The organism is Sporomusaceae bacterium, assembly GCA_031460455.1.
Classification (GTDB): Bacteria; Bacillota; Negativicutes; order Sporomusales; family UBA7701; genus Anaeroselena.
This window is the reverse complement of the sequence record JAVKTQ010000017.1, coordinates 13836-27377: the sequence shown is the minus strand read 5'-3', so window position 1 is coordinate 27377 and position 13542 is coordinate 13836. Positions and strand designations below refer to the sequence as shown.

Sequence of the window (13542 nt, the reverse complement as noted above, 5' to 3'; positions counted from 1 at the left end):
TCCGCCTAGCATCTGGAGGCTTCTGAGCGTCGCCGGCATTCCGGGATAACGAGAAAGCCGAGAATATCTACAAAAACAAAAAAGCTGCTGACTTAGTCAGCAGCTTTTTTGTTTACCCCTAAAACTTCATCCCGATATACTGTCCGTGCTGGAAAGGCGCGCTTTCCACCACCTGCTCCGGCAAAATGCCGAAATGGCGGAAAAACCGTTTCGCGCCGATATAAGCCCCCTTCGCCGCATATCTCACCGGAAAAGCGTTCGATTCCTGCTCCGCCACCGGCATGATGCCCAGCGCCCCATTATCGCTGTCATAGCCCAGCATGCAGAAATAGCGATTGCCCAACAGTTCCGCGGCTTTCTTGTTGAAAACGATGCGGCCGTTCGGTTTCACAGCCACCAGCGGCTCATCCTTCTTGCCGCTGCGGGTTCGATGCGGTTTGAACATCGTGAACGAAAACTCCACCCTTTTTCACTCCCTGTGCAGATTCTTAATAAAAGTATGTGCAATCCGCACAAATTATAATCATCTTTTTCCCATTTATAGCACAATTATCTTTTTTCTTTCCCGTCGCGGGACAACTGTTCGCCGCCCCCCTAATCGTATATAATCAAAGAAGAGAACAAATACGGAAGGGGAATTCGATGAACACCGTCTGGTGGTACATTCTCGCCGCGATAATCGTCGGCAGCATCCTCAAATATCTCGTCCTCAATCCCTGGGCCTGGGTCGTCATCGACATCGGCGTCTTCGTCGCCGTTTACATCCTTCTCCGCCGCTATCCCTGGATAAACTTCAAACGCAGCATAACCTTCTTCGGCTGCCTCACCATCGTCAACATCTTCGTCGACCTCGGCATCGTCGACGGCTTCATCGGCAACATCGCCCTCTTAATTCTCCTCGGCTGGATGATGTTCGGGCCGGGTGGGGGAGGGCAGCAGGGGAGGCCCAAAACCCGCCACCCCTGGCACAAATAGTTTTTTGGCGATACTGAGCGGCCGTCCATAAGCGCCCATCTGCGGCGTTGCTCCTCAGAGCGCTTGCTAGTGTACATCCGAGTACACGTCGCGGCGCGCTCTTCCGGTGCGCCTTGCATCTGGGCACTTCTGAACGGCTTCGGCATTTCAAGAAAATAGGAAACCGAACCCCCTGCGGGCCGGCGTTCCCGGCTTTGGGGGCCGCCCCCTGAAGCGAGACGGCGGCCGCTACTTAGCGAGAGAGCCGGTAACAAGACCGCACGCGCAGCCATGGACGGCTGCGCGAACCGACCATTGAACATGGACGTGAATTGGGCGGTGGTGCGGTCTTGTCGGCGACGAGCTTAGTAAGACCGCCGTCGCAGCGGGGGGCAAACCCAAAGCCGGGAAAAGCCGGCAATGAGTATAGCCTCCAATACAAACAAGGGAGCAAATACAATGACACCCTCCCGGCCGGACATACTGGCGCGGGCCGCCCTCCTGCTGGCGCTCACCGTCATCTTCCAGTCGCTCAGGCTTATCATCCCCGTGCCGCCCTTCTTCACCACCTTCATCATCGGCAGCCTCGTCAACGCCTGCCTGCTCATCGCCTACGAGACCGCCGGCCTCGGCGCCGCCGTAGCCATCGCCCTCGTCGCCCCGGTAGTCGCCTACCTCCAGGGGCTGCTTTTCCTGCCCGTATTCATCCCGCCCGTCGCCATCGCCCACCTTCTCTACGTCCTCATCTACAAAACCCTCCTTACCCGCAGCCGCATCGCCGCCACCCTCTCGGCCACGGCCGTAAAAACAGCCGTCCTCTTCACCGCCTTCACCTGGCTGCTCGCCTTCATCAACGTCCCGCCCAAACTCGCCGCCGGCATCATGTTCGCCATGAGCTGGCCCCAGCTTTTCACCGGCATAATGGGCGGCGTATTGGCCAACCTTGTAGTCAAGCGTCTGTCCGGCCGCCCATAAGCACCCGTGCGATGCCCCCGCCAGGGGCAGGCGCCCCTCTAACCGCTATAGCGTTGTATGCCCGCTCATCCGGTGCGCCTTGCATCGGGAGCATTTCTAGCCTAATCCCGCCATTCCAAAAGCAATAAGAGACCGGCACAAGCATTTCACCTGTGCCGGTCCTTTTATTGAAATAAATTTGATAAGCTATCTACTTCCCGGTCAAATCCTTCTCCGTCTTGCCGCCGTCGGCGAAGAACAGCGGCTGGCCGTACTTATCCTTGCCGAAAACCTTGATCATCTCCTGGCCCTCGGCCGACAGCAGGAAATCGGCGAACGCCTTGGCCCCGTCCTTGTTCACTTTCGCGAACTTCGCCGGGTTGACCTCCATCACGTGATAAATATTCAGCAGTACCGAGTCGCCCTCCACAAGAATATCGAGCGCCACATTCTTCTTATGGGCCAGGAAAGTCGCCCGGTCGGTCACCGCATAGCCGTTCTTCTCGCTGGCAATCTTCAGCGTCTGGCCCATGCCGGCCCCCGCCTCCTGGTACCACGCCCCGGCCGGCTTTATCCCCGCCTGCGCCCACAGCTTCTTCTCCAACTGATGGGTGCCCGAATTATCGCCGCGGGAAATGAAAATCGCCTGCGTCTTGGCAAAGCTCTCCAGAGCTTCCTTAGCCTTCTTGCCTTTTACCTTCGCCGGGTCGGCCGCCGGCCCCACGATAATGAAATCGTTATGCATCACCAGGCGGCGGTTAACCACCGCCCCGGCCTCGACAACCTTCTTCTCCGCATCCGGGGCATGGGTCAGCAGCACGTCGGCCTCGCCTTTCTGCCCCATCGCGATCGCCTGGCCCGAGCCGACGGCAATTGTCTTGATCTTATAGCCAGTCTTCTTCTCGAACGCCGGGATCAGCACATCCAGCAGGCCGCTGTCCTGGGTACTCGTCGTCGTCGCCAGGATAACATCCGGGTTGGCCTGCTTCGGCGCCGGCTTGGGAGCCTCGGCCTTCGGTCCGCCGCAGCCCGCCAGCAGCGCCAGCGCCAAAACCGCAGTCAGCATCGCCAACAGCAATCTCCTCATGCAAGAACCCTCCCTTTATTCCTAAACTTTACTATTTCGCCGGCAGCCAGCATTTCAGCCCCGCCGGATTGAAGCACGCGTTACACGACACGCACGACGCCTTCGTTGCCGTTCCCTGCCTGAAGCGCGCCACCAAATCGGGTTCCCTCACCAGCGGCCGCGACAGCGCCGCCAGATCGGCCGCGCCCTCGGCCACCACCCGTTCCATCACCGCCAGCGACCTAAGCCCGCCGACCAGGATAACCGGCACACTAACCGCCGCCTTCACAGCCTTGGCCGCCGCCGCGAAATACGCCTCCTGCTCCGGCCGCACCACCCCCGGCGCCGACATCACGCCCTTAGCCTCGCGGATGCCGCCGCTCACCTCGATCGCCGCGATGCCCCAGTCCTCCAGCGCCTTCGCCGTCGCCACCACATCCGGCAGCGTCAGATAACCCTCGCCGGGCATACCGTCCGTCGAATTCAGCTTCGCCAGGATCGGGAACGCGTCCCCCGCCGCCCGGCGGGCCCGCTGCATAATCTCACCCAGGATGCGGATGCGGTTCTCCAGACTGCCGCCCCACATATCCGTGCGGCGGTTGGTATACGGCGACAGAAACGACGACAGCAGATACCCGTGCGCCACATGCAGCTGAGCCCCGTCGCAGCCGGCGTCCTTCGCCCGGTCCACCGCCGCCGCGTACGCGTCCACCAGCGACCAGATCTCCTCCTCCGTCAGCGCCCTTGGCGTCAGACCGTTCGAAGTATCCGTCACCGCCGACGGCGCCACCGTCTCCTGGCCCGTCGGCCAATCCGGCGGCGTCTGCCGCCCCGCGTGCGACACCTGCACCACCAGCGCCGCCCCGTGGGCGTGCACCGCCGCCGCCAATCGCCTGTACCCGGCTACGAAACGGTCGTCGTAAATCGCGTTCTGATTCACGCTCGCCCGCCCCAGCGGATGCTGCACATACGAATGGGCGGTGATAATCAGCCCCACCTCATTCGCCGCCAGCTCGCCGTACAGCGCCACCTCCCGCTCCGAGACCTCGCCGTCCGGCTCGCCCAGAAAATCCTGGGTCGCCGACCGCACGAACCTGTTCTTCAGCTTCATACTGCCGATCATCACGGGATCGAACAACACACTCACCGCTACTCCTCCTTGCGGGGCAGGAAACGCCCCTGCTTTGCTTGAATATACTAAAATCGAAAAATACGACAACGGCGGTGAAACACCATGGACCAACAACAGACCAGAGCCCAGCAGCTCGCCCGCGCCCGCTACAAAGAAGGCTACAACTGCGCCGAAGCCGTCCTGCGCGCCTTCCGCGAAGAACTAAACCTCGACCTCGACGACAACGCCATAAAAATCGCCACCGGCTTCGGCGGCGGCTTCGGCCAGGCCGGCTGCGCCTGCGGAGCCCTCAGCGGCGCCGTCATGGTCCTCAGCCTGCTCCAGGGGCGGACAAGCGCCGACCAGAGCCGCGACGCCATATACGCCAGCGCCCGCGAATTCCATAATATCTTCGCTGGCCACTTCGGCGCCACCTGCTGCCGGGCCCTCAACCGCAACAAATACGGCACCCCCGAACAAAAAAGCACCTGCTACCGCATCACTGGCGAAACCGCCGAGCTCCTCGCCCAATACCTCGCCGCCAAAGGCCTGCTACCCGTCCGCGAACAGCCGCGTCAATAAAGCCCCGTGGCTCCTGAGCCACCGGCGGTGCTCCTTATAATCAGGATCAGCCTCGCCCACCAGCCGCCAAAAAGCCGCCGAATGATTAGCCTCCTTCATATGGCAAAGCTCGTGGACCACCAAATAATCCACCACCGCCGGCGGCGCCATCACCACCCGCCAATTATAACTAACATTGCCGCGGGACGAACAACTCCCCCAGCGGCTTCTCTGCTCGCGGATGAAAATCCGCCGCGGCCGCACACCCAAAGCCCCGGCCCAGTGCGCCGTACGCTCCGTCAGCACCGCCCGCGCCCGCTCTATATACCAATGCCGCAGCGCCGTCACCAGCGCCGTCGCCTGCGCCCCCGCCGGCGTCGCCGGCAAATGCGCGAAAATCCGCCCATCCTCCGCGTCCACCTCGGCCCGGCCCACGCCGCCCCACAGCACAGTCAGCCTGCGCGCCTCCCCCAGATACAGCAGCTCCGCCCCCGGCTCCGCCGCAGCATTCACCGGGCTCGCCGCCACCGCCGCCAGCTTCGCCAGCTGCCGCGCGATCCACGCCTCCCGGCCCCTCAGCAGCGCCGCGATCTCCGCCTGCGGCAGCCTCAGCGGCGCCGCCACCTCAATAAGGTCGGCCGCCGCCAACCTGATCCTCACCGTCCGGCGGCGGCTGTACGCCACACTCACCGCCAGCCGGTGAGCGCCGATCACCAAATCCTCCATACACCCACCTCCGCGGTCGGGCCCAAGCCCGCCGCACTTGACAACGCCCTGCGGCGATGATATCATAACTATTGTTCAAAAGCCGACCGTTTCTATTATAACACAAACCCAAACATGCCCGGGTGGCGGAATGGCAGACGCGGCAGACTCAAAATCTGCTATCAGTGATGGTGTGGGGGTTCGAGTCCCTTCCCGGGCACCAAAAGCATAATACGCGCTGTGATAACAGCGCGTATTATATAAAGAAAGCTTCTTTTATTGTGCTCTCGTTATTGCGAGAGTCTTTTTCTTGCCCCGGCGAGCAAGATAGACGCTGCTTTATCGGCGACATTTCTTTTCGCTTCGTCGCTATCCTGTACCTAGATTTTGCTAGTTATGACTGTTGACGAGTGGCGAAGACGGGATATCTCTTCGATTGGGACTCCACCCTGATAAAGAAGGATGGCATTGGGATGGCAAAGCTTATGTGGAGATATAGCCCCAGCAATATTACGGGAAAATTGAAGTCCTTCCCAACGGCGCCGGTATCGCCATGCGACCATTGACTTTATCGCCAGAGTAACATTTGGGGCTATCTATAAAAAAACTATTTGACCTATTCTGTTTTATAGTATAATATACCATCCAAGAAGATGTATTATACTACCAGATAACCGATAAGGCGAAAAGGGAAGGAACGGCTATGACCAAACCATTAAGCAAATCCGATCTTGTTTTCAAGTACCTGAAAGAAAAAATCCTGTCAAACGAGATTAAGCCCGGCGAATATATCCACCTTCAGAAAGTCGGGGACGAACTTTCAGTCAGCAAGATACCAATCAGGGAAGGCATTAAACGCCTTGAATCAATCGGGCTTGTCGAGACGATCCATAATGTGGGCGTCAAGGTCAAAAAACTTGATTTGAACGAACTCGAACAACTCATGCTCATCAGGCGGGAACTGGAAACGCTGGCCACCCGGATGGCCGCGGAAAAAATAGATCAGAAGACGATCAAGAAGCTTAATAGCCTGATAGAGAAAATGGAAGTAGAGCGACAGGCCGAAAATGTCAATCAATACGGCTTGATTAACAAAGAATTCCACCTTACAATATACCGAGCTAGTGAGGCTGAGCTTATATATAATATGATCGAGGATCTGTGGGACAGGAGCGAACGAACCCGTTGGGTGTTCTCCATGTTTCCGGAGAGACTTAGGATGTCCAACCAAGAACACGTTGAATTAGTGAATTTGCTGCGAGAACATAACACACAGGCGGCGGACATTCTGTATAAGCAGAAAACTGAAGGATTTCTCAACGTCATCAAGGTTCTCAAGGAATTGGAAAAAGACAGATGAAGAAATGTAAATAGGTCGAGGGTACCGAAAACCCTCGACTTTTTTGCGTCTTTTAAAGGGCGTATATGCTTTCATATGCTTGAATTATTACGCCAAAAAATGTTTGACATTTTTGAATTTTGCCAATGATTATTACGAAAAGGGAACTTTTCTCTTGACAGGAAAGATGTTCTCTAATATATTTTAACTAAAGATACAGTATACCGTGAATTTTACTATAGTATATTGTTGTTTACAATAATTTCAAAGGGGGTCCTGTGGTGAGGGTTATAACAAAGACCGCGGTTGTAGACGGCAAGAAATGCAATGGGTGCGAAACCTGCATCCGTGTTTGTCCAGTGGTTGCTATTTCGGCTTCAAAGATAGCAGGCCAAAAAGTAGCCAAAGTCGAGCAAAATCTGTGCCAGGCCTGCGGTATCTGTGCTACACGCTGTCCCCGTCATGCCATTGTGCTTGAGGAGAGATGCACTCCCCTTCAGGTAGGCATGGATGCCAACGCTATATTAGGGGACGGCAGAGTGGGGGAAATCTGCCGTAAAGCCCACATGTACCCCGATCAGGTTGTTTGCTATTGCCACCGGATCCAGGCCAAAGAGATTGCTGCCGCGATAGTTGCGGGTGCCGATACCCCGGAAGAGGTTGCCAGGACGACGGGGGCACGGACGGGCTGCGGCGTTTTATGCATCACCGGTGTGATTCGACTCCTGAAAGCCGCCGATATCGAACTCAAACAGGCGCCAGGTTATCAGTGGTACGGAAAGATGGCCACGATTTGGGAGATCCCGGAAAAGGTGATGCAGAAGTACGGCAAGCAGTACTACCTTGCCGAAGACCAAGAAAAAATGAACGAACTTTTTCCGGGGGGTGAAAGCAAATAATGGCCACCTTGACACCTACACAAGCGAGAATCTCTACATACAACATGGCCACTGAACAACTGGGCGAACGCGCCTGTATGTTGCCAGGCATGGTGGGCGTCAGAATACACGACCTTTTTCCTGACGCAGATAAACCCATGGAGAGCGCCACCTCCGAAGAGACCCGTCTGAGAATACGGGAGATAACGCTGAAAACTCTGGAGAAAGTCGATTTAAGCAAGATTCAGCCGGGAGATTCCGTCAACATCCTGACATCCCACCACGGATTCAGCATTTACGGCGGCGAAGCCTATGCCGAGATGGTTAGAGCCATCCGGGACGAGGTGGAAAAACGCTGCCATACAAGCAATATATTCCTGAGGGCGGGCGTTGGCTTGCGGTTTCGCGAGACCGAAGAATATATCAAGAAGTTTGATCTGGACAAATATTTTGACGGCAAAGCTTCAGGAATAGCTCCGGTAGACAAAGGCGTACCGATTGAAACCGAGTTGGGGACGCTGTACGGCATTGCCCAGGCTTATTCGGCCAAGTGGATAATCCACGCCCACAACAACGATGTGCGGGAACTTCATTATCACCGGCAACTGGGCAGACTGTTCAAGCCCTTTGCGATGTCCTATGCAACCATCGAAACTCGTTCCTCTTTCCACCAGAGCATGGGTCCGCGGGCTGCGAACCTGATCGCCCGGACGATCTACGAATCGCCCTTCGTCCAGGAAAAATTCGTCTGCGCGGTGATGCTCCAAGTCGGACCGGCCGGAATAATGGGTGTCGACGCCGACAACAATCTTGTCGAACAGGACAAGCGTTTCAGCCGTTTAAACCTCAACTGGTATGGCAAAGTAGTCACCCTCCTGAGCCGTATTGAAGATGCGAGTCTAATCATCGACTACCCCGGACCAATCCCGTATACGACCGCAGGGGGTATTCTCTTCGGCAACTTCCTCAACGCCAATGTCGACGAATTCAACCTCGATCTCGCCTTTACGCCGTTTACCCGTTACACCGATATGCTTTATCCCGGCACAAAGCATCTGGGGCCGGATATTTTGCCGGCGCCCAACCCGGCTATTAAGGCCCTGATCATCAATTACAGTTCCAAGGGTTATCCGGGGACCTTCTTCGCCCAACAGTTGCCCACTCTGGTTGTGGGCCCGCAAGCCGACGTATTCAGAGGCTGTGAGCAAAATACCCTGTTCATGGATTACGCGGTCGAGGTGGAAAACTTACGCAAGGCGGTCGAATTTGCTCGTAAATTTACCAAAACTGACAAAGTTCTCGTCTTCGACGGCGCTGTGGGAGGTTTCAACGTCAGCGAGGCTCTCGCGGAGTATATGCATAAACTCGCCCCTCAGGTTGCCGAGGAGGTGGACAAAGAACTAATGCCCATGTGGCTGCGCCAACGCGGCATTGAAGCGAGATAGTCGGTTTTTGGAGAATGATTAATCATAGGTCGGAGGCGGAAAAAAATGACAAGCAGATGGTTCAGACATGTTTCCGGAATTCTGGTGCTGCTGGTGTTTGCCTTTTCGTTAGTCGGCTGCGGCCAATCGGATCAGAAAAGCAAAGACGGAAAACCAGCGCCCGAACAGAAAAAAAGAATCTCAATCATCGGCGGTGCTTCGTCCGGCAGTTGGTATCTGGTGGCCGGCGGCATGGCCAAGGTAATCAACAAGTACGTACCGGGCGTCGAAGCGACGGCCGAACCGGGCGGCGGGGCCGAAAACATTATTCGCGTGGCCAGCAAGGAAGTAATGTTCGGTATGGTCATGTCGGACAACCTCTACTACGCGAATAAGGGCACCAGGGAATTTAAAGAGGCGTATCCCCAGGTCGTAGCAGTTTACGGAGGCCACGATAACCCCATGAAATTGATGACCAGGGCCGACTCCGGCATCAACTCCGTAGCCGACCTCAAAGGCAAGAAGGTTGGCATGGGTCATCCCGGTTCGAGTCAGGCCGTTACGGCCGTAGCCGATATGGAGACCCTGGGGTTAAAAGTTGACAAGGACTACAAAGCCCTTTGGCTGACCCCGGGCGAAATTTCCGAAGCCCTGCAGGACAAGACCATTGACGCCGGGTTCATCTACATCGCCGACCCATCGGGCGCTATGGTCGATCTTTGCACCAAGATCCCCATCAAGTTTCTCCAGTATGACGTCGACAGCATAGTCAAGGCGCATCCCTATTGGTACAAAACCAAAGTAAAAGCAGGTCTTTACAAGGGCCTTGACAGTGACTATTTCGTCCAGGGAGCAAACGTCGTTCTGGTAACCCACAAAGACACCGATCCGGATCTTGTCTATAAAGTGACCAAGGCACTGATTGAACACGCCGACGAAGTCGCCGAGGCCCATCCAGCGGGCAAAGAGTGGAACCTCCAAGGCGCCACGCGGGGCATCGCTACCCCTTATCACCCCGGAGCCGAAAAATATCTGAAGGAAAAGGGCGCCCTGAAGTAGAGCTCGGATTGCATCGCGAATAAGGCGCCTTTACAGAGCAGTGAATATGCTGAATTCTGAACAAAGGCGCCTTATTTGTTTAAACACCTATCCATATGTTGTTGCAAAGGCGACAACGAGGAGGTCGGAAATTGGCAACGCAAATAGAAAACGAAGACTTTCAGGCTAATAAATATCTTCACGAAAAAATCGCCGCCGGAATTGCCATTCTTCTCGCGCTGTTTCAGCTATATACCGCCTATTTCGGCGCTTTTGGGGCCTCGCAGCAAAGAACGGTGCACCTTGTCCTGGTCCTGTTGATGGTCTTTATTCTCAAACCCCTTGGGAACAAGCCGGTAAGCCCTTGGCGCATCATCGACATCGTATGTATTGCGGCATCCCTGTATGTGGGCGTGTACATTTTCATGAAAGCCGATCAGTTCGCATTGCGGGCGTTGACCATCGACACCACGGACACCGCAGTGGGCACACTGGGACTTATCCTGGTTTTTGAAGCCACCCGCAGAGTAATGGGTTGGATCATGCCTTCTATCGCCGCGGTTTTCCTAGCCTACGCATTTTTGGGGCCGTACATGCCTTCCATCATCGCCCACCGGGGATTTGGGCTGCCGCGAATCGCCTACCAGATGTGGTTCACCATGGAAGGCGTTCTCGGTCAGCCGCTGGGGGTATCGGCCACCTTCGTCGCCGTCTTTGTCATCTTCGCCGCCTTTCTGAGAAAAAGCGGTGCTGGCGACTTCTTCATGGACATAGCTTTTTCCCTGTTTGGCCGATATCGCGGCGGGCCGGCCAAAGTGGCCATCGTGTCGAGTACATTGTTCGGCACTTTTTCCGGCAGCGCGGTCGCCAACGTTGTCGGGACAGGCACCCTCACCATTCCGCTGATGAAAAGGACGGGCTATCAACCGCATTTTGCCGGCGCCGTCGAGGCCGTCTCCTCAACCGGGGGCCAAATCATGCCGCCGGTCATGGGAGCCGCCGCCTTCCTGATGACCGAATTCATCGGCATACCTTACACAAAGATAGCGCTTGCCGCCCTTGTTCCCGCGCTGCTATATTACTTTACCGTCTACGTGATGGTAGACCTGGAAGCCGCCAAGTATAAAATGGTCGGCTTATCGAAAGAAAACCTGCCATCTTTTAAGGAAAAAATGAAAGACGGCTGGCCATTCCTGGTTCCGCTTGTTGTACTGATCTATCTCCTCGGCGAAAGCGGCAGCACGCCGTCCCTGGCCGCCTTCTGGGCCATCGTCGCCGTAGTTGCCATCGCTGCCGTACATCCGAAGTACAAGTTTAGCTTCAACGATTTCCTCAAGTGCATGGAGAGCGGCGGGCGAGGAGTTATCGAAGTCGCGGCAGCCTGTGCCATGGCGGGTGTGATTATCGGCGTAATAACCTTGACCGGTTTAGGGTTAAAACTCTCCATGCTGATGATAACCCTGGCCGCCGGGAGTCTTTTATTCCTCTTACTGCTGACCGCCTTAGTCTGCTTTATCCTGGGCATGGGGGTGCCGACAACCGCAGCCTACCTCATCGTGGCCAGCCTTGTAGCGCCGGCCCTTGTGAAGATGGGCGTTCATCCCCTTGCCGCCCACATGTTCGTCTTCTACTACGCCGTAGTATCCATGATCACTCCTCCGGTGGCCTTGGCAGCCTATGCCGCCGCGGGCATAGCACAGTGCAGCCCCGACAAGGTAGGTTTTACCGCCATTCGTCTGGGGATAGTCGCTCTGGTGGTGCCCTTCATGTTCGTCTATGGTCCCCAACTGCTATTAATCGGCACTTGGCCGGAAATTGCCCAGAGCATAGTAACCTCTATATTCGGTTGTATTGCCATGTCCATCGCCGTGCACGGCTGGTATCAGGGTCAGGTGCCGACATGGATAAGGGGCTTGTTCCTCCTGGGGGGATTGGGGCTCATTAAACCGGGCACGGTCACCGATATCGCCGGCGTGCTACTGATTGTTGTAGCTTACTTCCTTAACAAGAAATTCGCCAAAAAAACAGTTCCCTCCGCCGAAACGACAGCGACTGCCGATCAATCATAAAAGGAAAGAGGGTATGGGACAAGTATGAACAAAGATTTGACCCTTTTCATGAAAGAACTGGAAGAGAAGAAGCCGCGCAGCGTATTGCGGATCAAAAAAGAAGTAAGCCCGGAATTCGAAATACCGGCTATTCTTCAGGAGGTTGAAAAGCGTAAATTTAACCCGGTACTGATCTTCGAAAAAGTAAGGAACCTCAAGGGCGAAATTTCCAAACTGCCGGTAATCATAAACCTCTGCGGCGATAGAGAAAGACTCGCCGATGCGTTAGGATCGTCCATCGATAGACTGGCCCTCGACTATGTCGCCAAAGAAAAACCGGTCGCTCCGACCGTCGTAAGCAAAGAACAAGCGAGGGTAAAAGAATACATCCAGACCGGCGACGACGTCGATATGTTCGAACTGCCGGTCATTACGCACCACGAAATGGACCTCGGCCCATACCTCACTGCCGGCAGCGCCTGGGTCAAGGATCCCGAAACGGGATTCGTGAACTGCGCTATCATCCGCATCTACGTAGAAGGCCCCAAGCGCCTGGTCGTAAACTTCAACGCCGCCCGACACACCAACTATGTCTTTCAAAAATACAAAAGCCGTGGCATTCCCATGCCAATGGTCATCGTCATCGGGCACCATCCCGCATTCTATATGGGAGCACAAACAAAAATGCTCACTGACGAACCGCAGATCATCGGCGGCATTATGGGCGAACCGCTGGAAGTCACGCCTTCCGAAACCTGGGGCGCCGATTTCATGGTTCCGGCCCAGGCTGAACTGGTCATCGAATGCGAGCTGTCCACCTCCGTAGTTGACATCGAAGCTCCCTTCGGCGAATACACAGGCTACTATGGCGGGCAGCGCGTCAACCCCATCGCCGACGTAACCGCCATCACGAGAAAGAACGACGCTTATTACGTCGATATTATGCCGGGGCATGCCGACCACTTCCTCCTCGACGCGCCGATGATCGAAGCCTATCTTTACAGCCGCATCAAAGAAGTCGTACCAGGCACTTTAAACGTGCACATGCCCGTTTCCGGCTCGGCGAGACTGCACGCCTACGTACAGATGAAAAAATCGAATGACGGCGAGCCCAAAACGGCTATTGCCTGTGCGCTAAGTTCCGACTACCGCGTCAAGCATGTTGTAGTTGTAGACGAGGACGTCGATATCTACAATGATCAGGAAGTGCTCTGGGCCGTAGCTACCCGCTCACAGTGGAGTAAGGACCTGATTGTAATCCCGGGGATTATGGGTACCAGGCTTGATCCGTCGGGAGACGGCATCATCACCTCCAAAGGCGGAATCGACGCGACCAAACCGTTCGGCGCCCAATCGTTTGCCGCCAGGATATCCATACCCAGTGAGACGACCAAAAATCTCGATCTGAAAAACTACCTCGACCCCAAAGACCGAGAATTCATGAAACTGTAGGAGGGGATGCGC

General features: G+C 55.7%; 13 protein-coding genes and 1 tRNA gene. 10 read left to right on the top strand and 4 right to left on the bottom strand.

The genetic code is table 11. The features are described from left to right. Window positions 1–118: 118 nt before the first annotated feature. Window positions 119–463 carry a hypothetical protein gene (locus RIN56_17930; protein MDR7868675.1) on the bottom strand — a complete coding sequence of 115 codons (345 nt, stop codon included), beginning with the start codon at window positions 461–463 and terminating at the stop codon, window positions 119–121. A gap of 179 nt (window positions 464–642) precedes the next feature. Between RIN56_17930 and RIN56_17925 the strand changes: the two genes are divergently transcribed. Then, window positions 643–975 (top strand): hypothetical protein, encoded by a 333-nt coding sequence (locus RIN56_17925; protein MDR7868674.1) that lies wholly within the window; start codon window positions 643–645, stop codon window positions 973–975. Window positions 976–1413: 438 nt separating this feature from the next. Next, window positions 1414–1929 carry a hypothetical protein gene (locus RIN56_17920; GenBank protein ID MDR7868673.1) on the top strand — a complete coding sequence of 172 codons (516 nt, stop codon included), beginning with the start codon at window positions 1414–1416 and terminating at the stop codon, window positions 1927–1929. Window positions 1930–2119: 190 nt separating this feature from the next. Here RIN56_17920 and RIN56_17915 read toward each other — a convergent pair whose 3' ends face one another. After that, window positions 2120–2995: a substrate-binding domain-containing protein gene (locus RIN56_17915; protein MDR7868672.1), complete on the bottom strand. Its 876-nt coding sequence runs from the start codon at window positions 2993–2995 to the stop codon at window positions 2120–2122. A 31-nt stretch (window positions 2996–3026) separates the two neighbouring features. Beyond that, window positions 3027–4121, bottom strand: a complete 1095-nt coding sequence (locus tag RIN56_17910) for an NADH:flavin oxidoreductase (protein MDR7868671.1) — start codon at window positions 4119–4121, stop codon at window positions 3027–3029. 87 nt (window positions 4122–4208) lie between these two features. On the opposite strand from RIN56_17910, the gene RIN56_17905 reads away from it, so the two are divergent. After that, window positions 4209–4667 (top strand): C-GCAxxG-C-C family (seleno)protein, encoded by a 459-nt coding sequence (locus tag RIN56_17905; protein MDR7868670.1) that lies wholly within the window; start codon window positions 4209–4211, stop codon window positions 4665–4667. Here RIN56_17905 and RIN56_17900 read toward each other — a convergent pair. Continuing rightward, window positions 4638–5372 (bottom strand): SprT family zinc-dependent metalloprotease, encoded by a 735-nt coding sequence (locus tag RIN56_17900; GenBank protein MDR7868669.1) that lies wholly within the window; start codon window positions 5370–5372, stop codon window positions 4638–4640. The genes RIN56_17905 and RIN56_17900 overlap by 30 nt on opposite strands. A 116-nt stretch (window positions 5373–5488) precedes the next feature. Here RIN56_17900 and RIN56_17895 point away from each other — a divergent pair. From RIN56_17895 to RIN56_17865, 7 genes are all read left to right on the top strand, one after another. Beyond that, window positions 5489–5574: transfer RNA gene (locus RIN56_17895), tRNA-Leu, on the top strand. Between the two features lie 480 nt (window positions 5575–6054). Then, the gene (locus RIN56_17890) at window positions 6055–6711 is read left to right on the top strand and encodes a GntR family transcriptional regulator (protein ID MDR7868668.1); all 657 of its coding nucleotides are present in this window, start codon (window positions 6055–6057) and stop codon (window positions 6709–6711) included. Window positions 6712–7256: 545 nt separating this feature from the next. Further along, entirely contained in the window at window positions 7257–7589 is a 333-nt protein-coding gene (locus RIN56_17885; protein MDR7868667.1) for a (2Fe-2S)-binding protein, read from the top strand. Beyond that, on the top strand, window positions 7589–9013 hold the full coding sequence (locus RIN56_17880) for a hypothetical protein (protein MDR7868666.1): 1425 nt from the start codon (window positions 7589–7591) through the stop codon (window positions 9011–9013). Before RIN56_17885 ends, RIN56_17880 begins: the two co-directional genes overlap by 1 nt. A gap of 45 nt (window positions 9014–9058) precedes the next feature. After that, a complete protein-coding gene (locus RIN56_17875) occupies window positions 9059–10051 on the top strand; it encodes a TAXI family TRAP transporter solute-binding subunit (GenBank protein ID MDR7868665.1) in 993 nt (330 codons plus the stop codon). 131 nt (window positions 10052–10182) lie between these two features. Continuing rightward, window positions 10183–12099 (top strand): TRAP transporter permease, encoded by a 1917-nt coding sequence (locus RIN56_17870; GenBank protein MDR7868664.1) that lies wholly within the window; start codon window positions 10183–10185, stop codon window positions 12097–12099. 24 nt (window positions 12100–12123) lie between these two features. Continuing rightward, entirely contained in the window at window positions 12124–13530 is a 1407-nt protein-coding gene (locus RIN56_17865; protein ID MDR7868663.1) for a UbiD family decarboxylase, read from the top strand. Window positions 13531–13542 lie beyond the last annotated feature (12 nt).

Coding starts and splice junctions, on each gene's coding strand:
- RIN56_17885 (MDR7868667.1), top strand. CDS start 7,257: ATGTACCCCGATCAGGTTGTTTGCTATTGCCACCGGATCCAGGCCAAA.
- RIN56_17905 (MDR7868670.1), top strand. CDS start 4,209: ATGGACCAACAACAGACCAGAGCCCAGCAGCTCGCCCGCGCCCGCTAC.
- RIN56_17880 (MDR7868666.1), top strand. CDS start 7,589: ATGGCCACCTTGACACCTACACAAGCGAGAATCTCTACATACAACATG.
- RIN56_17890 (MDR7868668.1), top strand. CDS start 6,055: ATGACCAAACCATTAAGCAAATCCGATCTTGTTTTCAAGTACCTGAAA.
- RIN56_17925 (MDR7868674.1), top strand. CDS start 643: ATGAACACCGTCTGGTGGTACATTCTCGCCGCGATAATCGTCGGCAGC.
- RIN56_17900 (MDR7868669.1), bottom strand. CDS start 5,372: ATGGAGGATTTGGTGATCGGCGCTCACCGGCTGGCGGTGAGTGTGGCG.
- RIN56_17875 (MDR7868665.1), top strand. CDS start 9,059: ATGACAAGCAGATGGTTCAGACATGTTTCCGGAATTCTGGTGCTGCTG.
- RIN56_17915 (MDR7868672.1), bottom strand. CDS start 2,995: ATGAGGAGATTGCTGTTGGCGATGCTGACTGCGGTTTTGGCGCTGGCG.
- RIN56_17920 (MDR7868673.1), top strand. CDS start 1,414: ATGACACCCTCCCGGCCGGACATACTGGCGCGGGCCGCCCTCCTGCTG.
- RIN56_17865 (MDR7868663.1), top strand. CDS start 12,124: ATGAACAAAGATTTGACCCTTTTCATGAAAGAACTGGAAGAGAAGAAG.